The organism is Leifsonia sp. P73, assembly GCF_051059105.1.
Lineage (GTDB): Bacteria > Actinomycetota > Actinomycetes > Actinomycetales > Microbacteriaceae > Leifsonia.
On the sequence record NZ_CP194931.1, the window covers coordinates 1,622,096 to 1,643,342 of the forward strand.

Annotated in this window: 22 protein-coding genes; 11 read left to right on the plus strand and 11 right to left on the minus strand. The window is 72.1% G+C overall.

The annotated features are described in order from the left end of the window. The first annotated feature begins 36 nt into the window (after nucleotides 1-36). Genes ACQ86L_RS08245 through ACQ86L_RS08270 form a run of 6 tightly spaced genes read left to right on the plus strand, consistent with a single transcriptional unit; the run spans nucleotide 37 to nucleotide 4,563 of the window. On the plus strand, nucleotides 37-714 hold the full coding sequence (locus ACQ86L_RS08245) for a biotin transporter BioY (RefSeq protein WP_434318439.1): 678 nt from the start codon (nucleotides 37-39) through the stop codon (nucleotides 712-714). Continuing rightward, on the plus strand, nucleotides 711-1,829 hold the full coding sequence (locus ACQ86L_RS08250) for an AMP-binding protein (RefSeq protein ID WP_434318440.1): 1,119 nt from the start codon (nucleotides 711-713) through the stop codon (nucleotides 1,827-1,829). Before ACQ86L_RS08245 ends, ACQ86L_RS08250 begins: the two co-directional genes overlap by 4 nt. Then, complete coding sequence (locus tag ACQ86L_RS08255; RefSeq protein WP_434318441.1) at nucleotides 1,819-2,940, plus strand: thiolase family protein; 1,122 nt, start codon at nucleotides 1,819-1,821, stop codon at nucleotides 2,938-2,940. Before ACQ86L_RS08250 ends, ACQ86L_RS08255 begins: the two co-directional genes overlap by 11 nt. Further along, nucleotides 2,937-3,638 (plus strand): energy-coupling factor ABC transporter ATP-binding protein, encoded by a 702-nt coding sequence (locus tag ACQ86L_RS08260; RefSeq protein ID WP_434318442.1) that lies wholly within the window; start codon nucleotides 2,937-2,939, stop codon nucleotides 3,636-3,638. The genes ACQ86L_RS08255 and ACQ86L_RS08260 overlap by 4 nt, the downstream gene beginning before the upstream one ends. After that, a complete protein-coding gene (locus ACQ86L_RS08265) occupies nucleotides 3,632-4,243 on the plus strand; it encodes a CbiQ family ECF transporter T component (protein ID WP_434318443.1) in 612 nt (203 codons plus the stop codon). The genes ACQ86L_RS08260 and ACQ86L_RS08265 overlap by 7 nt, the downstream gene beginning before the upstream one ends. Then, the gene (locus ACQ86L_RS08270; RefSeq protein WP_434318444.1) at nucleotides 4,240-4,563 is read left to right on the plus strand and encodes a CHY zinc finger protein; all 324 of its coding nucleotides are present in this window, start codon (nucleotides 4,240-4,242) and stop codon (nucleotides 4,561-4,563) included. Before ACQ86L_RS08265 ends, ACQ86L_RS08270 begins: the two co-directional genes overlap by 4 nt. A gap of 79 nt (nucleotides 4,564-4,642) precedes the next feature. Here the strand turns inward: ACQ86L_RS08270 and ACQ86L_RS08275 are convergent, their stop codons facing one another. The 5 genes from ACQ86L_RS08275 to ACQ86L_RS08295 all read right to left on the minus strand — a co-directional run bounded on the left by ACQ86L_RS08275 (nucleotide 4,643) and on the right by ACQ86L_RS08295 (nucleotide 11,137). Continuing rightward, a complete protein-coding gene (locus tag ACQ86L_RS08275; RefSeq protein WP_434318445.1) occupies nucleotides 4,643-5,167 on the minus strand; it encodes an NAD(P)-dependent alcohol dehydrogenase in 525 nt (174 codons plus the stop codon). After that, nucleotides 5,092-5,622, minus strand: a complete 531-nt coding sequence (locus ACQ86L_RS08280) for an alcohol dehydrogenase catalytic domain-containing protein (RefSeq protein WP_434318446.1) — start codon at nucleotides 5,620-5,622, stop codon at nucleotides 5,092-5,094. The genes ACQ86L_RS08275 and ACQ86L_RS08280 overlap by 76 nt, the downstream gene beginning before the upstream one ends. A gap of 10 nt (nucleotides 5,623-5,632) precedes the next feature. After that, the gene (locus tag ACQ86L_RS08285; protein WP_179604939.1) at nucleotides 5,633-5,851 is read right to left on the minus strand and encodes a helix-turn-helix transcriptional regulator; all 219 of its coding nucleotides are present in this window, start codon (nucleotides 5,849-5,851) and stop codon (nucleotides 5,633-5,635) included. Next, nucleotides 5,845-6,255 carry a hypothetical protein gene (locus tag ACQ86L_RS08290; protein WP_434318447.1) on the minus strand — a complete coding sequence of 137 codons (411 nt, stop codon included), beginning with the start codon at nucleotides 6,253-6,255 and terminating at the stop codon, nucleotides 5,845-5,847. The genes ACQ86L_RS08285 and ACQ86L_RS08290 overlap by 7 nt, the downstream gene beginning before the upstream one ends. A 148-nt stretch (nucleotides 6,256-6,403) precedes the next feature. Next, a complete protein-coding gene (locus ACQ86L_RS08295; protein ID WP_434318448.1) occupies nucleotides 6,404-11,137 on the minus strand; it encodes an ExeM/NucH family extracellular endonuclease in 4,734 nt (1,577 codons plus the stop codon). 194 nt (nucleotides 11,138-11,331) lie between these two features. Here ACQ86L_RS08295 and ACQ86L_RS08300 point away from each other — a divergent pair, with 194 nt between their 5' ends. After that, a complete protein-coding gene (locus ACQ86L_RS08300) occupies nucleotides 11,332-12,204 on the plus strand; it encodes a LysR substrate-binding domain-containing protein (protein ID WP_434318449.1) in 873 nt (290 codons plus the stop codon). Between the two features lie 86 nt (nucleotides 12,205-12,290). Here ACQ86L_RS08300 and ACQ86L_RS08305 read toward each other — a convergent pair whose 3' ends face one another. Then, nucleotides 12,291-12,869, minus strand: coding sequence for a TetR family transcriptional regulator (locus ACQ86L_RS08305; protein WP_434318450.1), 579 nt, complete (start codon nucleotides 12,867-12,869; stop codon nucleotides 12,291-12,293). 222 nt (nucleotides 12,870-13,091) lie between these two features. Here ACQ86L_RS08305 and ACQ86L_RS08310 point away from each other — a divergent pair, with 222 nt between their 5' ends. Beyond that, nucleotides 13,092-13,574 carry a DUF805 domain-containing protein gene (locus tag ACQ86L_RS08310; protein WP_434318451.1) on the plus strand — a complete coding sequence of 161 codons (483 nt, stop codon included), beginning with the start codon at nucleotides 13,092-13,094 and terminating at the stop codon, nucleotides 13,572-13,574. 18 nt (nucleotides 13,575-13,592) lie between these two features. Here ACQ86L_RS08310 and ACQ86L_RS08315 read toward each other — a convergent pair whose 3' ends face one another. Then, the gene (locus tag ACQ86L_RS08315; protein WP_434318452.1) at nucleotides 13,593-14,072 is read right to left on the minus strand and encodes a hypothetical protein; all 480 of its coding nucleotides are present in this window, start codon (nucleotides 14,070-14,072) and stop codon (nucleotides 13,593-13,595) included. Nucleotides 14,073-14,183: 111 nt separating this feature from the next. On the opposite strand from ACQ86L_RS08315, the gene ACQ86L_RS08320 reads away from it, so the two are divergent. After that, a complete protein-coding gene (locus ACQ86L_RS08320; RefSeq protein WP_434318453.1) occupies nucleotides 14,184-15,368 on the plus strand; it encodes a toxic anion resistance protein in 1,185 nt (394 codons plus the stop codon). On the opposite strand, the gene ACQ86L_RS08325 is transcribed toward ACQ86L_RS08320, so the two are convergent. Both ACQ86L_RS08325 and ACQ86L_RS08330 read right to left on the minus strand, forming a co-directional pair. Next, the gene (locus ACQ86L_RS08325; protein WP_434318454.1) at nucleotides 15,344-16,933 is read right to left on the minus strand and encodes an alpha-amylase family glycosyl hydrolase; all 1,590 of its coding nucleotides are present in this window, start codon (nucleotides 16,931-16,933) and stop codon (nucleotides 15,344-15,346) included. The two genes, ACQ86L_RS08320 and ACQ86L_RS08325, sit on opposite strands and share 25 nt — an antisense overlap. Nucleotides 16,934-16,976: 43 nt before the next feature. Then, a complete protein-coding gene (locus ACQ86L_RS08330) occupies nucleotides 16,977-17,231 on the minus strand; it encodes a hypothetical protein (RefSeq protein WP_434318455.1) in 255 nt (84 codons plus the stop codon). Between the two features lie 131 nt (nucleotides 17,232-17,362). Here ACQ86L_RS08330 and ACQ86L_RS08335 point away from each other — a divergent pair, with 131 nt between their 5' ends. Continuing rightward, nucleotides 17,363-17,683 carry an AbrB/MazE/SpoVT family DNA-binding domain-containing protein gene (locus tag ACQ86L_RS08335; RefSeq protein WP_434318456.1) on the plus strand — a complete coding sequence of 107 codons (321 nt, stop codon included), beginning with the start codon at nucleotides 17,363-17,365 and terminating at the stop codon, nucleotides 17,681-17,683. Beyond that, the gene (locus tag ACQ86L_RS08340; protein ID WP_434318457.1) at nucleotides 17,680-17,991 is read left to right on the plus strand and encodes a hypothetical protein; all 312 of its coding nucleotides are present in this window, start codon (nucleotides 17,680-17,682) and stop codon (nucleotides 17,989-17,991) included. Before ACQ86L_RS08335 ends, ACQ86L_RS08340 begins: the two co-directional genes overlap by 4 nt. A 16-nt stretch (nucleotides 17,992-18,007) precedes the next feature. Here the strand turns inward: ACQ86L_RS08340 and ACQ86L_RS08345 are convergent, their stop codons facing one another. Then, nucleotides 18,008-20,311, minus strand: coding sequence for an FdhF/YdeP family oxidoreductase (locus ACQ86L_RS08345; protein ID WP_434318458.1), 2,304 nt, complete (start codon nucleotides 20,309-20,311; stop codon nucleotides 18,008-18,010). Next, the gene (fdhD, locus tag ACQ86L_RS08350; protein ID WP_434318459.1) at nucleotides 20,311-21,168 is read right to left on the minus strand and encodes a formate dehydrogenase accessory sulfurtransferase FdhD; all 858 of its coding nucleotides are present in this window, start codon (nucleotides 21,166-21,168) and stop codon (nucleotides 20,311-20,313) included. Before fdhD ends, ACQ86L_RS08345 begins: the two co-directional genes overlap by 1 nt. Nucleotides 21,169-21,247: the final 79 nt, after the last annotated feature.

Consider the following 21,247-nt stretch of genomic DNA (forward strand, 5'->3'; position numbering starts at 1 on the left):
TGTTCAGGTGAACAGTGTTCAGGTGAAGGAAAACCGATGACCGACTCCCCCCGCACCACCCCCGCCACTCCCGCGACGGCCGAGAGCGCGGCCTCCCGGCCCGCGGCCGTCCGCCCCGCCCGCCGCGGCCTCGACGCGACCGACATCGCGCGCGTCGCCGTCGTCGCCGCGATCGTCGCCGTGCTCGGCCTCCCCGGCGGCTTCACCGTGTTCGGCGCGGTGCCGATCACGGCGCAGACGCTCGGCGTCATGCTCGCGGGCGCGCTGCTCGGACCGTGGCTCGGCGCGCTCTCGATGGCCGTGCTGCTCGCCCTTGTCGCCGCCGGGCTCCCCCTCCTGGCCGGCGGACGCGGCGGTCTCGGCGTGTTCGTCGGGGCCTCGGCCGGCTACCTTGTGGGCTGGATCGTCGGCGCCGCCGTCATCGGCCTCATCGTCCACCCGGGCCACCGCAAGCCCGTCGTCTGGCGCACGTTCGTCGGTATCGTGGTGGGCGGCATCGGCGTCGTGTACGCGTTCGGCATCCCGGTGCAGAGCTTCGTCACGCGGCTGCCGCTCGGCCAGACCGCGTTCCTCAGCCTCGGCTTCCTGCCGGGCGACCTCATCAAGGCGGTGCTCGCGACCGCGATCGTGGCGACGCTGGTCCGCGCGTACCCGCGCGCGTTCCGGCGCACCTGGACTCCGGCTCGTCGTCGGGACGACGCTCCCGCCGCATGAGTCGGATCGTCCCGCTGCGCGACGACGACCCCGCCCTCCTGGAGCTGCTCCGGGAGGCGCGGTCGGCCGGCGACGTCCCGCTCGTGATCGACGGCCGGCGTCCGGCTTCGCACCTGGCCGCGGCCGTGGACGCGGCGTCGCGCGCCGACCTGGAGGGCCCCGACGGGTCCGGCCGGATCGGCTGGGCGACCCTGACCTCCGGCAGCAGCGGGACGCCACGGATCGTCCTGCGCAGCCACGCGTCGTGGGCGTCGTCGTTCGCGGCGGTGGCGGAGTTGCTGGGCGGCGGACGGGCGGTCGCCCTCCCGGCGCCCGCGTCGTCGTCGCTGTCCCTGTTCTCGCTCGCGCACGCGCTCGACGGCGGCCCGCGGCCTGTGCTCGACGGCACGGCCGCCGACTGCTTCCACGGCACCCCCGAGTCGCTGCGGCGGCTGCTGGAGTCGGGCGCTGCGCCCGGCATCCGGTCCGCGCTGGTCGGCGGCTCGCACCTCGACCCCGCGCTCCGGGCGAGGGCCGAGGCGGCGGGGATGCGCGTGACCGCCTACTACGGAGCGGCGGAGCTGTCCTTCGTGGCCCTCGACCACGGCGACGGGCTGGTGCCGTTCCCGGGAGTGGAGGTGCGCGTGCGTGACGGCGAGCTGTGGGTGCGCTCACCGTACGTGGCCCACGGCTACGCCGGCGCGCCCGGCCCGCTGCGCCGCGACGGGGCCTGGGCGACGGTCGGCGACCGCGCAGAGCTCGTGCGCACGGCGGACGGCGGCGAGCGCGTCCGCATGCTGGGCCGCGCGGACGACGCGATCCTCAGCGCGTCCGCCACGATCGTGCCGGACGAGGTGGAGGCCGCGCTGCGCTCGATGCCCGGCGTGCGCGACGCGGTGGTGTTCGGCCTCCCGACCGGCCGTGTCGGCGCACTCGTCGCCGCGCTCGTGGAACCGGACGGCAGCCTCCCACCGCTGGCCGAGCTGCGGGCGGCCGCCGCCGAACGCCTCGCGCCTGCCCACCGTCCCCGGCGCTGGTACGCTGCTGAGCTGCCGCGGACCGCGACCGGGAAGCCGGCGCGTGCGGAGGCCGTGCGGCGGGTGCTGGAGGGGGAGGTGCGGGCGATTGAACACTGAGACCCCCGTCATCGTCGCCGCCCGCCGCACCCCCATCGGCACCCGCGGGCGTGCCCTCGCGCGCCTGCGCGTGGAGGAGCTGGCCGCCCCGGTACTCCGCGCGGCCCTGGCCGATGCGGCGACCGCGACGGGCGCGCCGGTCGAGGTCGCGGACGTCCTGCTCGGCAACTGCATGGGCCCCGGCGGAAACCCCGCGCGCGTGGCGGCCCTCGCCGCGGGGCTGGACCCCGCGATCCCGGGCGGCACCGTCGACCGGCAGTGCGGCAGCGGGCTGGCCGCGATCCTCGACGCCGCCGCCGCGATCCGGGCGGGCGGCCGGAGGCCGCGGCTCGCGGGCGGCGTGGAGAGCGCCTCCACCGCGCCCGTCCGTTCGATCGACGGGGTCGCGTACGACCGGGCGCCGTTCGCGCCGGAGGGCTTCCCCGATCCCGACATGGTCCGGGCCGCGGAGGACCTGGCCTCGCACGACGGCATCCCGCGGTCGCGGCTCGACGCGCACGCCGCGCGCAGCCACGAGCGGGCGCGCGCCGCACTGGCCGGTGGGCGGTTCGCGGACGAACTGGTGCCGCTGGCCGGGCTCGACCGGGACGACGCGATCGGCGGGGCCGAGCGGCTGCTCTCCCGGCTGCCTGCGCTGTTTCCCGGGGGCGTGCTCTCGGCTGGGACCTCGACCCGGATCGGCGACGGCGCTGCGGCGGTCGTCGTGGCCCCGGCGGGCGCCGCGCCCGGGCTCGCGGTGCGGGCGGGCGCGGTCGTCGGCTGCGACCCCGCGCTGCCCGGGATCGGCGCGGCGCCGGCGATCCTCTCCGCGCTCGCGCAGGCGGGCGTCACTGCTCGGGAGGTCGCGGCGTTCGAGCTCGTGGAGGCGTTCGCGTCGCAGAGCATCGCGGTGCTGGAGCGCATCGGCGTCGCGGAGGACGACCCCCGGGTCTGCGCCGACGGCGGCGCGCTGGCGCTCGGCCATCCGTGGGGCGCAAGCGGCGCCGTGGCCGTGGTGCGGCTGTTCAGCCGGCTCGTGCGCGGCGGGGCGCCGACGGGGACGCTCGGGGTCGCCGCGGCGTCGGTCGGCGGCGGGCTGGGTGTGGCGGCCGTGTTCGAGGTGGTGCGATGAACGCCCTCCGCCTCGACGGCGTCGGGGTCCGCCTCGGCGACGTCGACGTCCTCCACGACGTCACCCTCGATCTCGACGCCCGCACCGTCGCGGTGATCGGCGAGAACGGGTCGGGGAAGTCCACCTTCGCGCGCCTCCTCGGCGGGCTGGTCGCGGCCTCCGCCGGCGAGCTGCGCATCCTCGGGCTCGACCCCGCCCGCCAGGCCGCCGAACTGCGGCGGCGGATCGCGGTCGTCTTCAGCAACCCGGACGCGCAGATCATCATGCCGACCGTCGCGGAGGACGTCGCCTTCTCGCTCCGCGCCGACCGGCTCGGGCGGGAGGCCACGGCGGCGCGGGTCGCCGACGCCCTCGAACGATTCGGGCTGACCGAGCTGGCGGACCGGCCCTCCCACGACCTGTCCGGCGGCCAGAAGCAGCTCCTCGCGCTGTGCGGTGCGTTCGTGCGGCGGCCGGAGCTCGTGATCGCGGACGAGCCGACCGCCTACCTGGACGCCCGCAACGCCCGGCGCGTCTCCGACCACCTGCTGGAGGACGCCGGCCACCGGCTGGTCCTGGTCACCCACGACCTGGCGCTAGCCGCGCGCTGCGACACGGCGGTGCTCTTCGCCGGCGGCGCGGTGACCGCGATCGGCTCGCCGGGGGACGTGGTGGCGGCGTACGAGCGCCTGCTCGCGGAGGGGAGCCTCCCGTGCTGACGCTCTACCGCCCGGGGACGGGACCGCTGCACCGGATGCCGGCCGGTCCCAAGCTGCTGCTGGTTCTCGCGGCGGTGCTCGGGGTGTCGCTGCTGCCGTCCACCTGGATCGCGGCCGCGGTCGCCGCAGCGCTGCCGGTGGTCGCGTACGCGCTCGCGGGCCTCGGCGACGGGGCGCTCGGGATGCGCGAGCTCGCCCGTCAGGTGCTCGCCGTACGCTGGGTGATCGTGATCACCCTCGCCGGCCAGCTCCTCTTCCTCGGCCCGGAGCCCGCGGTCGCGAACACCGCGCGCGTGACGTCCGCGGTCGTGCTCGCCGCGCTGCTGGTCCTGACGACGCGGGTCGCCGACCTCCTGGACGCCGTCGAGCGCGGCCTCCGACCCCTCGCGGCACTGCGGGTCGACCCGGCGCGGACCGCTCTGCTGCTGACGGTGACGCTCAGCACAGTGCCGGTGCTCGCAGGGCTGGCGCGGGACGTGCGCGACGCTCAGCGCGCGCGGGGCGCCCGGGCAGGGCTGCGGGCGTTCGCGGTGCCGTTCCTGGTGATGGCGTTCAAGCACGCGGACGAACTGGGCGACGCGTTGACGGCACGAGGCGTGCGATGAGCGGCGGCCCGCGCGTGCTCGGCCCCACGGTGGACGACCAGACGCGCTGCATCCACTACCGGACACCGCTCGACGTGATCGCGATCCGGTTCGCGTGCTGCGGCGAGTACTACCCGTGCCACGCGTGCCATGCGGAGACCGCGGGACATCCGGCGCGGCAGTGGCCGGTCGCGGAGCGCGGCGAGCGGGCGGTGCTGTGCGGGGTGTGCACGGCGACGCTGACGATCGCGGATTATCTGGAGGCCGACTCGTGCCCGGAGTGCGGGGCGCGGTTCAATCCGGGGTGCAAGCTGCATACGGAGTTGTACTTCGAGGTGTGAAGGACCGGGGGCCCGGGCCATTCGTGCCGAATGTTGTGAAACGGCGCGGCAAAGCCGCGATTCGTGCCGAATCTGCGGGCTACAGCACCACCACGACCTTCCCGCACGCCCGCCCAGCGCCGACGTGGTCGATGGCCTCACGCGTCTGCTCCAGCGGATACGTGGTGTCGATGACCGGACGGAAGGCGCCCTCCCGGTAGAGGCGGGCGAGCTCGATCAGGTCCTCCTGGCGTTCGCGGGCCATCAGGCCGACCAGGCGCTGGCGGGAGGTCGTGTTCCTCAGGCCCGCCGCCGCGATGCGCTCCGTGCCGCCGAGGATGCTGCCGCCTGCCTCCCCGCCGACCAGGACGAGCGCGCCCTCCGGGGCGAGGCTCGCCCGCAGCGCGCGGAGCGGACGGTTGCCCGCGGTGTCGATGATCGCGTCCCAGACCCGGCCGAGGCCGAGCGGGTCGGTGGTCGTGTAGTCGATCGCGTCCGCGGCGCCCAGCTCGCGGACGAGCGCGGTCTTCGGGCCGCTGCACACTCCCGTCACCTCTGCGCCGCGCGTGACGGCGAGCTGCACGACGAAGTAGCCGACGCCGCCGGCCGCGCCCAGCACCAGCACGCGGTCGCCCTCCCCACCTCCGCCGCCGCCAGCGCCTGCAGCGCCGTGACCGCCGAGATCGGTATGGCTGCGGCCTCCGCGAAGCCGAGGCCGGCCGGGGTCGGGACCACCGCGGCACGCGGGGCGCGCACCCGCTCGGCGAGGGAACCGGCGGCCGAGCCGAACACCGCGTCGCCGGCCCGGAGGTCGTCGACCTCGGCTCCGACCTCCTCCACCACGCCCGCGAAGGCGGCGCCGCGCAGGCGCGACGACGGGCGGCGCATCCCGAAGCCCATCAGCCGCATCAGGTACGGGCGGCCGGTGGTGAGGTGCCAGGTGCCCGCGTCGATGCCGGCCGCCTCGACGCGCACGAGCACGTCGGCCGGGCCGATCGACGGGACGGGGACCTCCTCCACGCGCAGCGCAGCGGTGGTGCCGTAGGCGTCCTGGACGACGGCGCGCATCGTGGTGCTCATGACTCTCCCCTCACTCCTCGGGGTACTGGAACACATCGTCGAGCGGGACCCCGAACACCCGCGCGAGCTGGAAGGCCATCTCCAGGGACGGCGAGTACCGGCCCTGCTCGATGGCGATGATGGTCTGGCGGGTGACGCCGACGCGGTCCGCGAGCTCGGCCTGGGTCATCTCGCCCGCGCCGAAGCGGAGGGCCCGGATGCTGTTGGTCACGCGCGTGGGCTTCACCATGCCGGCAGCCCCCTGCGGTAGGCGACCAGCGAGGCGATCGAGCCGACGACGGCCGACAGCACGAACGCCGCGTAGACCGCGTTGGCGATCCAGAACCACGGGCCCTGGAACAGCGCCAGCACGAGCGCCGCCAGGGCGCCGGCGATGACGAACGCCTGGCCGACCCGCTCGCCGAAGACCTTGATCTCGCGGTCGCGCTGGTCGCGCTTGTCGGCCTCCCGCGGGTTCGCCGTGGAGATGGCGATCCGCGCGACGATGTTGGCCACGATCGAGCCGACGACCGTCCAGATCAGCAGCGGCACGTAGTCGCCGGGGCCGTTGACCGCGAGCAGGATCAGGTAGGTCGCGTAGCCGAGGACGGCGACGACCAGGTACGCCCACGCGTTCTTCTCGTCGAAGGACACCTCGCACCTCCATGTCAAAGATTATGTACATGGCGAGTGTAAAGCGAGCGTGACACCGTGTCAATGATCTTTTACACGACGAGAATCCCGGAGACGAGCGACCGCCGGGCGCCGCGTGCGCGCCCGGCGGTCGTCGTCCGTCAGGACCTTACTGCTGGTGCCCCACGGCCTTGCCGTTGGACATCTTCAGGTCGTTCCAGCCGATCACCGCGCCGGCGCTGTCCTGCGCCGACAGGGTGTAGTCGCCCTTGGCGAGCGGGTTCGGCACCGTCAGGTGCAGGACGCCGTCCGCCGGGACCTGGATCCAGCCGTCCCCGACAGGCTTGCCGGAGATCCAGACCGAGACCCACTGACCGGCGTACTTCGCGCCGACGGTGAGGTCGATCGGGTCGCCCGCGTGGTAGGCCTTGTCCTTGAAGCCGACCTTGCCCTGGAGGGACTTGGTCAGCGCGGACGCCGGCGCGGCCTTCGGGTCGGTCGTCGGCTTGCCGTCGGTCGGGGCGGCCTCCACCGTGAGCGGGATGCGCACGGTCGTGCCGGACTCCTTGGCCGTGAGCACCAGGGTGCTCGCACCGGCGGCCGAGGCCGGGACCGCGAAGGTCACGGTCGCGTTGCCCGCGGCGTCCACCGGCACGCTGCTGATGACCGCCGAGCCGCCCCAGCTCAGCTCCAGCGAGGTGTTCGCCGGGCTGCCCAGGCTGGTCAGGTTCAGCTTCTGCACTCCGAAAGTCACCTGCTGGCCGCGCGTCAGCGTCGTCGTCGGCACGTCCGTGACGGACACGCCGCGGCGGGCGAAGCTCGGCGACAGCGGGCTGTGCGCGGAGATGTAGCCGATCCACGCGTCCCGGTCGATCAGACCCGAGTCGCGCGTGTCGGTTCCGGCCGCGAACGCCCGGAAGTTGTCGCCGCCCTGCGCGAGGAACGAGAACGTGCCGATCCGGTACGACTTCGCGGGGTCGATGGGCGTGCCGTTCACGATGACGCTCGTGATGCGGTCACCCTCCGGCCGGGTGGCGTCATACGTGTAGCTGACGTTCTTCGACAGACCCAGGTTGAGGAACGGCCGGCTCGGCACGGTTCCGTCCGCGTTCCGCTGCCACTGCTGTTCGAGCGCCTGCGTGAACTGCGCTCCGGTGAGGGAGGTCGTCCACAGGTTATTCACGAACGGCAGCACGGCGTTCGCCTGCGCGTAGGTGACCGATCCGTCCGTGCCGTACAGCAGCTCGGCGCGGAGGCCGCCCGGGTTCACCACGCCGATCTCGGCGCCGCCGAGCTGGGCGGGCGACAGGGTCGACAGCAGCGAGTCGGCGACGAGGTTGCCCAGGGTGGACTCGCTCATCCGGTCGTCGCGGGCGCCGTTGATGTACGCCGTGGTGATGTCGGAGGTGACCGAGCCGACCTTCTGGTTGCCGATGACCGCCGCGTCGGCGAGCGCCTTGTCGACGATCGTCTTCACGGTCGCGACCCGCGGGTAGGCGGCGACGAGGCTCGCGTCGCTGTCCGTGGTGCGCGCCACGTTGCGGTCGGTGTGGCCGGTGACCTGCTTGCTGTCGCCGTCCACAGTCAGCGTGATCTGGCCGATGTTCTCGCCGTAGCTGCCGGTCTGGACGATCGGACGGGTCGCGCCGGCGACACCCGGGACCGGGCCCTCCCACGCGTACTGCTTGTGGGTGTGGCCGGTGAAGATCGCGGAGACCTTCGCGCTGGTCTTGGTCACGATGTCGGCGAAGGCTCCGCCGGCCGCGACCTCCTGGTCGAGCGTCGCGCCGTCCGGCGTGCCGAAGCCGGCGCCCTCGTGGTACTCGGCCACGATCACGTCGGCCTCGCCGTTGGCCGGGTCGCCGTCGGTGAGCTGGCCCGCCACGCGGTTCACGGCCTCCACCGGGTCGCCGAAGTCGAGCGTCGAGACGCCGCCGGGCGAGACCAGGGTCGGGGTCTCCTGCGTGACCGCGCCGATGACGCCGACCTTGAGTCCGTTGACGGTGAACACCTGGTACTCCGGGAGCGCCGGGGTCTTCGTGCCCTTCTGGTAGACGTTCGCGCCCAGGTAGCCGAACTTCGCGGCGTCCTTCACGCGACCGGTGAGGTCGGCGAAGCCCTTGTCGAACTCGTGGTTGCCCACGGCGCTCGTCTTCAGGTCGAGCGCGTTCAGCACGTCGATGGTCGGGACGTCGCCGGCCGAGGCCGACGCGAACAGGGAGGCGCCGATGTTGTCGCCCGCGGAGAGGAAGAGGGTGTTGCCCTCGCCGCCCTCGGCGCGCAGCTTCTCGACGGTGCCGGCGAACTTCACCGTGTTGCTGTCGATCCGACCGTGGAAGTCGTTGATGTTCAGCAGGCTGAGCGTCACCGGTGCGGCCTTGAGGCCCAGGCCGATGACGACCGGGTCGTGGTCGCTGGAGCGGTACGGGCCGGCCTCGTAGAAGTCGGTGACGTTGTAGTTGTAGCGGCTGTACTCCAGCGCCACCGACTCCACGGAGTTGATGTTCCAGACGTCCGCGCCCGTGATGGCCGCGTTGGCCGCCGGCGAGGCGAGCACGTGGTCGAGCGAGCCGACCGTGCCGCCGAAGGAGTAGGTCGCCTTCGACGTGCGGGTGCTGACCTGGTCGATGTAGCCGGCGTCGGTGAGGACCTTGATCGGGTCCTCGTTGAGGTAGGCGTTGAAGTCGCCGATCAGGAGCACCTTGTCGGAGCCCAGCGTGGCCGTGCGCTCGTTCGCGAAGGCGACGAGAGCGGTGGCCTGCTTGACGCGGGAGGCGTTGGACGCGCCCTGCCCGTCGCCCTGGTCGGCGTCGGCACCCGTCCCCGAGCCCTTCGACTTGAAGTGGTTGACGATGGCGATGAACGCCGACGAGTCCTGCGCGCCGACCTTCTTGAAGGCCTGGGCGAGGGGCTGGCGGGCGTTCGAGAACGCCGCGTCGTCGAGGATCTTCGACTCGCCGACCGGAGCCGCCGCGGCCTTCTTGTAGATGAAGGCCGTGCGGATGACGTCCTCGGAGGCCGGGAGCTTGGACGGCGAGGACACGAACGCCCAGACGTCACTGCCCGCTGCGGCGTTGAGCGCGGCGACCAGGGTCTTCAGCGCGTCGTCGCGGTTCAGGCCGAAGCGCGCCGAGTTCTCGATCTCCTCCAGGGAGACGACGTCGGCGGCGAGGGCGTTGATCGCGGCGACGATCTTGTCCTGCTGGCGCTTCAGGTTGGTCGCGTCGGCGGCGCCGCGGGCGTCGCAGCCGGAGTTGACGGTGATCTTGTTGCCGTCGCGGTCGGTGTAGAACGTGCAGCCGGTGAGCTGGTCGCCGGTGGTCGGGAAGTAGTTCAGCACGTTGAACGTCGCGAGCCGCAGGTCGCCTCCCACGTTGGCCGGGGCCGTGGTGCGGGTGTTGCCGAAGGTGACGGGCTGGAGGGTGGCCGCGTTCGCCGGCGTGAGCTCGGCGGTGGGCTGGAACTTCCAGGCGTCGTTGCGGTAGTCGAGGATGACCGGCGTGGTGAACGTGACCGGCGCGCCGACGCGGACCGGGCTGGTCAGCGACAGGTACGGCAGCGGCTTGGACTTGTTCGCCGAGCTGAGGAAGTTGGTCGAGGCTCCGTCGTCGAGGGTGACGGCGCGGGCCTTGTTGTCGGCGAGCGCCGCGGTGTACGCCGCGGTGCCGGGACGGGCGGTCTCGGTCGCCTGGACCAGCGGCTTGTCACCGGCCGCGAGGCCGATCTCGCCGTACTGGTTGGCCGAGTAGACGTCGGTGACGGTGAAGGCGCCCTGCGGTGCGATCAGCATCCCCTCCAGGCTCTCGCGCTGCGCGTCGGTGGTCGGGAGGCCGACGGTCGCGGGGGTCGGCGCGGTGACGGTGCTCTTGTCGAGCGTGTCGACCTTCGTCGCGGTGAGCTCGGTGAGGCCGTTGTACTCGCTGACGGCGCCGGTCACCTGCACGTAGTCGCCCACGGCGACGCCGGAGGCGGCGGAGGAGCCGAAGACGAAGAGTGCGTCGGACGCGGAGTGGGTCGCGAGGTCGATCGCGCCGCCCGTGCCCGGGGTCTGCAGGTAGAAGCCGTTGAAGCCTCCGGTCGGGTAGGCCGCGGTGACGACGCCGACGGTGCTGACCGTCTGGCCGGCCTTCGGGCTGGTGTCACCGGTGCCCTGGATGTCGGAGATGGCGATCGTGCCGGGCGGCCCGGGGTCGGTCCCTGTGCCGGGGTCGGTGCCTCCACCGTCGCCCGGGTTGCCCGGATCGGTGGCCGACGCGGTGTTCTGCGGGGTGATCGTCGCGCTCAGCGAGAGGTCCGCGGCGTTGTCGTCGGTGTCCGTGAAGGCGGTCCGGTTGAGGGACTTCACATCCGTGTTGCCGCTCGGGGCCGTCGCCGTCTTCGAGCCTTCGAAGGTGTTCGAGGTGCCGTAGCCGATCAGGTCGGCGACGTTGGCGTTGCCGGTGACGGAGCCGGTCGGGAGGGTCAGCGCGGTGGCCGACTTCGCCAGGATGAGGGTGCCGGAGGCGCCGGACGGGTTCAGCCCGTTGCTCGCGGCGTCGGGCGTCGGGAGGGCGGCGCCGGCCGTCCCGTTGGAAGACCCGGCGACGAGATAGTAGCCCTTGGCGGCGATCGTGCCGCTCAGCAGGACGACGCCGTTCGCCGCACCAGTGCCGGTCGCGGAGCGGTACTGGACGCTCCAGCCGGTCAGTGCGACGGGCTGGGTGCCCGGGTTGTAGAGCTCGACGAACTTGTTGGCATAGGCGGCTCCGGCGCTGCCGCCGGACAGGTACGCCTCGTTGATGACGACACCGGTGCCGTCTGTGCTGGCGAAGGCCGGCGTCGCGGCGAGGGAGCCGGCGGCGAGGCCTGCTCCGACGGCCACGGCGGTGGCGGCGCGCCACAAAGTGCGCAGTCTGGTTGACATTTCTCTCCTCGATCGGAAGGGGGAACTCGTTCGAGCCCGCGGTCACCGTAGGGATGGCGGAGAACCGCGCACTGTCTTGTGAGTGAACGTACAGAAAACTCGAACAGGGGTAGACCGCTCATTTGAGCACTCGTCCGGGGGACGGCCCGCGCCTCCCGCGGCAGGGCCGGCCCGGGTGGGCCATGATGGTGTGCATGCGGATCGACGAGATCGCCCACTTCCGGGCGCTGGCGACGGAGGGCCATCTGGCGCTGGCCGCCGAGACGCTCGGGGTCTCGCAGTCGACTCTCTCGCGCTCCCTCGCCCGGCTGGAGGCCGAGGCCGGCGTCGAGCTGTTCGACCGTCGCCGCGGGCACCTGGAGCTCAACCAGTACGGCGAGATCCTGCTGGCCCACGCGTCACGCGCGGAGGCCGAGCTGGAGACCGCCCGCGCCAGGATCGACGCCCTCCGCGACCCGGCCGCCGGGATCGTCTCCCTCGCCTACGTCTCGTCGTTCGGGAGCTGGCTGCTGCCGCGCGTGGTCAGCGAGTACCGCAGCCTGTTCCCCGACATCCGCTTCGCCCTGCGCGGCGGGACCGCGGACACCGTGCTCGACGCGCTGCGCGAGGGCTCGGCCGACCTGGCCTTCCTCAGCCCCGACCCGCGCGACGCGGACATCGAGTGGGTGCCGCTGACCGCGGAGCGACTGGTGCTCGGCGTGCCGGAGGGCCATCCCCTCGCCGCGCGCAGCGAGGCCTCGTTCGCCGACCTGTCGGCGGCGGAGCTCGTGGCGCTGCGACCCGGCTCGGGGCTGCGGACGATCGCGGACGCCTACTTCGCGGCGCACGGTGAGGTGCTGGCGCCGGTGATCGAGGTCACCGAGCTGTCGACGCTGCGCGCGCTCGTGCGCGACGGCGTCGGCGTCGCGCTCATCCCGGATACGCCTGCGGAGCCGGGGATCGTGGCGGTCCCGCTCGCCGACGAGGCGGAGCGGGTGATCGGGATCGCCCGCAACCGGACCCGCTCGCAGCCCGCGGCGGCGGAGCAGTTCGCGCGCTTCGTGCGCGAGGAGCTCACGGCGCTCTGAGGCGGCGGCACCCTCCATCGAAGGGCACGTTGTTGTCGTTTTCGGCGTTCGAAAGCGACAACAACGTGCCCCTCGGCGGGTGCGACTCAGGCGCCCGACGCGGCGAGCGCCCCCAGCACGCTCCACAGCCGGTCGATGTCGGCCGGCAGCTCGTCGAGGCGGCCGCGTTCCGCCGCGATCATGTAGGCGCCGAAGAAGCCTTGGACCGCCACCACCGCGACCTGGCGGGGGGTGAGTCCCTGGGGCAGCGACGGCTCCTGTTCGAGGTAGCCGGCGACGACGCTCACCCAGTGGTCGTAGGGGTCGGCGTCCGGAGCGGGCGGGAGGATGGTCTGCGAGAGCGCCATGGCAGCGCGCACCCGGACGTCAGACGCGAACACGGCGCCGACCCTCCTGGTCAGCTCGGCGGCGGCCGCCACGCCGCGCAGGCCGCTCGCGTCGACCTCGGAGACGATCGCCGGCCAGTTGCCGTACTTCTCCACGACGAGGGCCTTCGCCAGGTCGAGCTTCGAGCGGAAGTGGAAGTACACCGCGCCCTTGGTGAGCCCGGTGCGCTCGACGATCCGCTCCAGCCTGGCTCCGGCGTAACCGTGCTGGTCGAACTCGTCCGCGGCAGCCTCGAGGATGGTGGCGCGGCTGCGCTCGGCGCGCTCCTGACGTGGCATGCGGGGGTCTCGATCCGTTCGATGCGGCGGTCCCCCCAGCGGCCAACTCTAACCCGGGCGGACCCCGGACTGGGCACGTCGCTCGATTGCGCGGCGAGTCGTGTCGCGGCCGCCGCAGACGCGGTCGGCGCAGTCGTCCGTCGGCGCGGACGAGGACGCTGGTGCGCGGGACGGCATGCCGAGCGCATCCTGTTCTCGTAACTCTCGCGAGAGGAGGACCCCATGTCGATGCCGCCACCGCCCGCTCCTCCGCCGCCTCCGCCGTCCGGGCCGTCGCCGCTCTGGGCGCCGCTCTACGGCGCGAACATGGGCGACGCGATCCGCCGGTTCTTCACCAAGTACGCCGACTTCACCGGCCGGGCCAGCCGCAGCGAGTACTGGTGGTTCTTCCTGTTCGACGTGCTCCTGGCGATCGTCTACTGGACGTTCGTCGTCGTGATCGGCCGGCTGAGCGGGAGCCTCGGGATGACCGGCTCCACGCGCGCCGTCGGCCCGCTCTTCTGGGTGCTGCTGGCCGTCTGGATCGTGTGGGTGTTCGCGACCCTGGTGCCGCACCTGGCCCTGATCTGGCGCCGCCTGCACGACGCGAACCTGGCCGGCCCGTTGTACTTCATCTCGTTCGCGCCGTTCGGCTGGGTGGTGCTGATCGTGCTCACCGCGCTGCCGTCGAACCCGGTGGGGGCGCGCTTCGACCGGCCGCGCTAGGTCCGCCGCGTCGGGAGGTCAGCAGGAGTCTGCGAACAGTCGCCGCGGACGCTCCGGGTCGGCGTCGTCGAACAGCACGGAGGCGACCTCCCGCGGCGCGCCCAGCGGATCCTTGCGCCCGGTGGCGACGAACGACCAGTCGGCGTCGCGCTCCGGGTCGTGCTCGATCCAGACCGAGAAGTTCCAGAACCCGCGCAGGGTGTCGCCGAGGAGGCCGGGGCCGTCGACGACGAGGACGCCGTCCGGCGATGCGGTGCGGAACGGCGTCACCACATCGGTGCGGAGGCTGTCGGGGGTGGTGTGCGCCGTGGCGTGGGAGCGGTCGACCTGCTGGCCCGACGCGCGCAGGGCCTCGGCGAGCGCGTCCGCCGCCGCGGGGAGGTCGGCGCCGGCCACACCGGTGACCGCTATGAAGCGCGGCCCGCGCGTGTAGTGCTGGAGGAACTCGGCCGCGAGGCCGTCGAAGAAGGACGCGCGGTCGGTGGTGGTGCTGCCCATGCGGCGAGTATCCCACCGGGACGCCAAGGCTGCCATCCGGCAGACCGTACCGTTCACGCAGGTGCGCGGCCTACCCTGGAGGGGTTGCGGTCCTGGTGGGAGGAGAACGACATGGATGCGGGTCAGGGAGACGAGCTGCAGCCGCCCGAGGCGGTGCCGGAGCTTCCCGACGAGCGCGCGATGGGCATGATGAGCGTCTCGCCGCAGCGGGAGGCCGAGCTGGAGTCCCGGGCGCGCGAGTGGATCCGCGACCTGGCCGCCGCCGACCCGGGCAGCGAGGCCTTCCGCCGCAAGATCACCGGCTTCTCCCGCCTCGGCGACACGGAGATGCAGGAGTCGAGCGACGCCTCCCGGCAGCTGCTGAGCCGTCCGGCCACTGCACTGGCGGCGGCGCGCGGCAAGGCGGTGCGGACCGACCCGCAGTACGGCGTCCTGCGCACCCTGCAGGCGCTTCGCGCGACCGTGAGCGACTTCGATCCGCAGCACACCAGCAAGAGCTACCGGATGCTGGCGCGGATGCCCGGCGGCCGCCGCCTCCGCAAGTACGTCGAGCGGTTCGAGTCGGCCCAGAAGCAGCTCGACCAGATCGTGGTCTCCCTCGACCACGGCGAGGAGTGGCTGCGCCGCGACAACGAGGAGATCGAGAACGAGCGCACGGCGCTCTGGAAGACGACCGAGCGGCTGAACGAGTACGTCACGCTGGCCGCCGCGCTCGACCGCGCGACCGTGGAGCGCGCCGACGACCTCCGCCTCACCGACCCGGTGCGGGCCGCGACGCTGGAGAAGGAGGCGCTCTTCCCGATCCGCCAGCGCCGCCAGGACCTCACCACCCAGATCGCGGTGTCCGTGCAGGCCTACCTCGCCCTCGACGTGATCAAGAAGAACAACGTCGAGCTGATCAAGGGTGTCGAACGCGCCAAGACCACGACGGTCTCCGCGCTGCGCACGGCCGTCGTCGTGGCGCAGGCGCTGGAGAACCAGCGCCTTGTCATCGACCAGCTCGGCGCCCTCCACCAGAGCACGAACGCCCTGATCGGCCGCACCGGTGAGGTGCTGCGCGACCAGACCGAGCAGATCCAGAAGGAGCAGACCACCTCCGCCGTCGACGCGCAGGTGCTGCAGCGCGCGTTCGACGACGTGTTCGCGACGATGGACGGGATCGACGTGTACCGCGGGCAGGCCATCACGAGCATGTCGCAGACGGTGGACGCGCTGGAGCACCAGGTGGCACGGTCGCGCAGCTACCTGAAGCGGGCGCGCCCGGAGCGGGGTCAGTCCAGCCAGGCGAACCCGTAGGGCGCGAGGGTCCGGCCGTCCCAGCCGTCCGCCAGCGCCGCGTGCTGCCCGTCGCCGATCGCCACCGTCGCCTCCCGGCCGGAGAGGTTGTGCAGGGTGAGGAGGCCGTCGCGCCGCAGGGCGAGGACGGCGCCGTCGCCGGCGTCCACCGCCGTCCACCCGGCGGCGTCGGCGTGCGCCTCGCGGCGCACCCGGGCCAGCTCGCGGGCGAGCGTCAGCAGCGACCCGTCGTCGCCGTCCTGCGCCCGCGCGTTGACCGTGCGGTAGCCGAACGGGCCGTCCACCTGGGCGCCGAGCGTCAGCGGCGACACGGAGGCCGCCGTGAAGCCGCCCCACGCGGAGTCGTCCCACTGCATGGTCGTACGGGCGGCGCCGCGACCCCTGACCCGCAGGTCGTCGCCCTGGCCCAGCTCCTGCCCGGCCTGCAGCAGCGGCACGCCGGGGAGCGCGTGCAGGAGGCTCAGCGTCATCCGCACGCGGGCGGCCGGCTGGAGCATCGGCGCCCAGCCTCGGCGGATGCCGCGGCCGTAGATCAGGGCGTCCTCGTCCGGCGCGAAGCGCGCGAACACCTCCCGGCGCTCGTCGTCGCTGAGCAGCGACAGGTCGGCCTCGTCGGCGTTGCGGATGAAGTTCAGCCGGGACTCCGCCGGGATGCTGTCGTCGAGTCGGCTCAGCGCGTCGACGATCGGCTGCGCCCGCTCGCGCGCCAGGGCGAGGAAGGTGGCGTTGTTGAGGCTGAAGTCGATGACCGCGTCGAAGCGGTCGTTCTCGATGAGCGACGCCATCGCCTCCGGAGGCTCGGACGCCTCGGCGATGAGCGCGACGTCCGGGCGGATCTCCCGCAACCGCGCCCGCAACCGGTCGAAGAAGACGGCGTCGTCGACATCGGTGTCGGGCCTCCCCTTGCCCTGGACGAGCAGCAGGGCGGCGTCGATCCGGAAGCCGTCCACCCCGACACCGAGCCAGAAGGTGAGCAGCTGGACGATCTCCTCGAAGACGTCCGGGTCGGTGGCGTTGATGTCGGGCTGGAACGAATAGAACTGGTGGTGGTAGTAGCGTCCGGCCCGCTCGTCGAAGGCCCAGACGGTCTCCTCCTCGCCGGGGAACATCGGATGGTCGCCCGGCTCGGTCGAGTCGTCGTCGCTCCAGACGAAGAACTTCCCCGCGCGGCCGTCGGTGTCCTCCCGCGCCGCGAGGAACCACGGGTGCCGGTCGGAGGTGTGGTGCGGCACGGCGTCGATCAGCACCCGGATGCCGTGATCGTGCGCGCGGGCGAGGAACGCGCGGAGGTCGTCCAGATCGCCGAACCGCGGGTCGACGGCCAGGTGGTCGTCGACGTCGTAGCCGTTGTCCCGCCGCTCACTCGGGTAGAACGGCAGCAGCCAGATCCAGATGACGCCGAGGGAGGCGACATGGTCGAGGTGGTCCATCGCGCCGCGGAGGTCGCCGAACCCGTCACCGTCGCTGTCCGCGAACCGCGAGAGGTCGAGTCCGTACACGAGCGCGCCGGGGTCGGTGGCCCAGCCCGCGGGGTTGTCCGGCAGGCGTTCGTGAGTGCTTGGCATGACCCACTCTTACCCCTGTTCGCCCGACGATGGAGGGGTGCGGTCAGCTGAAGATCGCCCACTCCGTGCGGTCGAGGCGCGTGTTGAGCCCGTTGATCCGGAGGTACCAGTAGCGCTCGTCGCGGTGCAGGTACTCGCCGAGGATCGTGACGTAGCGCCAATCGCCGTCGACCCGAGTCCAATGGATCAGCGAGATGGACTGGTTGTGGCGCAGGTAGGGCACGGCGGCGAAGTCGTCCCGCGTGAAGGCGGACGACGACCGGGGCGCGTGCGCGTCCTCCGCGTTCGCTGTGCTCATGCGTGAAGGATGCCGGGTGGAGGGAGGCGGGGGTAGGGACCAAAGTCATGCGGGGGCTGCCAGCCTGTCGCTTTGCCGTTATGCTGCAATACCGCTTTCCCACAATGCCGCCTTCGTGCGAAAATGAGAGCATGACGTATCACGGCTATGTGGCGATGCAGGGACGAGGAGTCGTTTCCCTGCCGGCAGAACTGCGCCGCCGCCTCGGGCTGGATGCCGAGGGCGCGCAGATGGAGGTCACCGAACGCGAGGACGGTGTGATCGAGCTGCGCCCGACCATTCCCGTCCCGGCCGAACAGGCATGGTTCTGGGCCGACCGCTGGCAACAGCGCGAGCGCGAAGTCGATGCCTACATCGCCGCAGGAGCGGTGACGTCGCACGAATCCACCGACGACTTCCTCGCTGCTCTGGACACCCTCGCCGACAGCTCCACCGGCGAGTCGGCCTCGTGAGGTTCCAGACCACTCCCGCGTTCGACACCGACTTCAAGAGGCTCAAACCCGAGCATCAGCGCACGTTCCGCGACGTCGTGAAGAACGGTTTCGCGCCCGCCTGCGACGCGTTCGCGCTCAATCCGCCGGGAGGCTGGCCGGCCTCCCTCCGCGTGAAGTCGATGCGGGGAGCGCCAGGGATCTATGAGATGACCTGGTCGTTCGCGTCCCCGGATGGACGCGCAACCTTCGAGCTGGTCACGATCGACGGCGTGCTCTATTGCCGGTGGCGGCGGGTCGGCGACCACGGCGTCTACCGGAACCCCTGAGCCTCCACCTGGGGCCCTACCCCGCCACCGGCTCCAGCCGCACGATCACCGCCTTCGACACCGGCGTATTGCTCCCTGTCGCCGCGCTCTGCTGCGCCACCAGCACGTTCGCCTCCGGGTAGTACGCCGCCGCGCATCCGCGTGCGGTCGGGTACGACACCACCCGGTAGTTCCGCAGCACACGGTCGACCTCGTCCGCCCACTCGCTGTGGATGTCGACGCGCTGGCCGTCCACAAGCCCCAGCTCGACTAGGTCGTCCGGGTTCACGAAGATCACGTCGCGGCCGTTCTTGATGCCGCGGTAGCGGTCGTTGAGGCTGTAGATCGTCGTGTTGAACTGGTCGTGGGAGCGCAGCGTCTGGAGGATCAGCCGGCCCTCCGGGCGCTCCAGCGGCTCCAGCTCGTTGACCGTGATCATCGCCTTGCCGGTCGCCGTGTCGAAGCGGCGCTCGTCGCGCGGGCCGTTGGGGAGGACGAAGCCGCCCTTGCGGCGGACGTCCGCGTTGAAGCTCCCGAAGCCCGGGACGACGCGGCTGATGTGGTCACGGATGACGTCGTACTCGGCCTCGAAGCCGGACCAGTCGAGCTGCGGAGCGCCGTCGCGTCCCGCGAGCGTCGCCTGCGCGAGGCGGCACACGATCGCCACCTCCGACAGCAGCCCGGGCGCGACCGGCGGGATCCTGCCGTGCGTCGCGTGCACGGCGCACACGCTGTCCTCCACCGACAGGAACTGCGGGCCCCCGGCCTGGAGGTCCACCTCGGTGCGGCCGAGCGTCGGCAGGATCAGCGCCTCCTCGCCGGTGACCACGTGCGAGCGGTTCAGCTTGGTCGACACCTGCACGGTCAGCCCGGCGCCGCGCATGGCCGCCTCCGCGGCGGCGGTGTCCGAGATCGCGGCGACGAAGTTGCCGCCCATCGCGAAGAAGACGTCGATGTCGCCGCGCTGGAGGCCGGCGAGCGTCTGCAGCGCGTCGAAGCCGTGCGCGCGCGGCGGGTCGAAGCCGAACTCGGCCTGGAGGGCGTCGAGGAACTTGTCGGGCATCTGCTCCCAGATGCCCATCGTCCGGTCGCCCTGCACGTTGCTGTGCCCGCGGATCGGGGAGGCGCCCGCGCCCGGCTTGCCGATGTTGCCGCGCAGGAGCAGCAGCGTGATGAGCTCCTTGAGCGTCGCGACCGCGTTCTTCTGCTGCGTGAGGCCCATCGCCCAGGTGATGATGACCCGCTCGGAGCGGATGTAGAGGTCCGCGAGGAGGTCGATCTCCTCCAGGGTCAGCCCGGTGGCCTCCAGCACGGTGAAGTCGTCGAGCGTGGCGATGTGCGTACGGAACTCCTCCAGGCCGAGGGTGTGCTCGGCGAGGAACTCGTGGTCGAGCACGGTGCCGGGAGCCGCGTCCTCGGCCTCCAGCACGCGCTGCGAGACCGCCTGCAGGAGCGCCATGTCGCCGCCCGAACGGATCTGCAGGAAGTGGTCGGCGATCTGGGTGCCCTTGCCGATGATGCCGCGCGGCCTCTGCGGGTTCTTGTAGCGGATCAGCCCGGCCTCCGGTAGCGGGTTGACCGCGACGATGGTGGCGCCGTTGCGCTTGGCCTCCTCCAGCGCGGTCAGCATCCGCGGGTGGTTCGTGCCGGGGTTCTGGCCCATCACGACGATCAGGTCGGCCTTGCCGAAGTCGTCGTAGGCGATGGTCGACTTGCCGATGCCGATGGTCTCGCTGAGCGCCGTCCCGGTCGACTCGTGGCACATGTTCGAGCAGTCCGGGAGGTTGTTGGTGCCGAGCGCGCGGGCGAAGAGCTGATACACGAACGCCGTCTCGTTCGCAGTGCGGCCGCTGGTGTAGAACGCGGCCTGATCGGGCGAGGCGAGGCCGTTCAGGCGGTCGGCGATGAGGGCGAACGCCTCGTCCCAGCCGATCGGCTCGTAGTGGTCGGCGCCGGCCGGCTTGTGCACGGGCTCCACGAGGCGGCCCTGCATCCCGAGCCAGTACTCCGACTTGTCGAGCAGGCTGGTCAGCGAGTTCTCGGCCCAGAAGCTGGTCGGGACCGTGATCGGCGTCGCCTCCCAGGTGACGGCCTTCGCGCCGTTCTCGCAGAACTCCAGGATGTTGCGGTCGCCCGGGTCGGGCCACGCGCAACTCATGCAGTCGAAGCCGTTCTTCTGGTTGATGGCCGTCATCAGCTTCGCGGTGCGGGCCGGGCCCATGTCGCGGATGGCCGGCTCCATCGAGTGCAGGATGGCCGGCACGCCGACGGCCCACTTCTTGTTGTGGCCGACCTCCAGGTCGGGGTACTCGTCGCCGGGGTTGACGTCGGTCTTGGGCATCAGGCCATCGCTTTCTGCTTCGTCTCCGTCACCGTGATCCGCTCGCCTCCGGAGTAGACCACCATCGACGACCCGCGGAGGAACCCGACGACGGTGAGGCCGAGCTCCCGGCCCAGGTCGACCGCGAGCGACGACGGCGCCGAGACCGCCGCGAGGATCGGGATGCCGGCCATCGACGCCTTCTGGACCAGCTCGAAGCTCGCCCGGCCCGACACCATCAGCACGGTCCCGCTCAGCGGGAGGCGGTCCTCCTTGAGCGCCCAGCCGACGACCTTGTCGACCGCGTTGTGCCGGCCGACGTCCTCGCGGAGCACGAGCAGCTCGCCGGTCGCAGCGTCGAACAGCGCGGCGGCGTGGAGGCCTCCGGTCTTCTCGAACATCGCCTGCCCCTCGCGCAGCCGGTCGGGCAGCGTGGTGAGCAGCTCGTCGGAGATCGCCACCGGGTCGGCGTCGACCGGGTAGGAGGAGCGGGTGCGCACGGCGTCGATGCTCGCCTTGCCGCACAGGCCGCAGGAGCTGGTCATGTAGAAGTTGCGGTCGAGGCTCGCATCCGGCCGCGGGACTCCGGGCGCCAGCGTCACGTCCAGGACGTTGTAGGTGTTCTCGCCGTCGACCGTGCCTCCCGCGCAGTAGCGGATGGCGTTGAGCTGGTCGCCGTGCGAGACGACACCCTCGGAGACGAGGAATCCGGCGGCCAGGTCGAAGTCGCTCCCGGGTGTGCGCATGGTGATCGAGAGCGGCGATCCCGCCACCCGGATCTCCAGCGGCTCCTCGACGGCCAGCACGTCCTCGCGGCGGCTGCGCGATTCGCCGACGACGATGCGCGTGATCTGTTTTCGCGATGTCGTGCGACTCATGCCTCAGGCTTACCACGGCGTAGCGTTGTGACCCTACCGGAATGCCCGCAACGGTCATTCGAATACTGCGGGAAGAGGA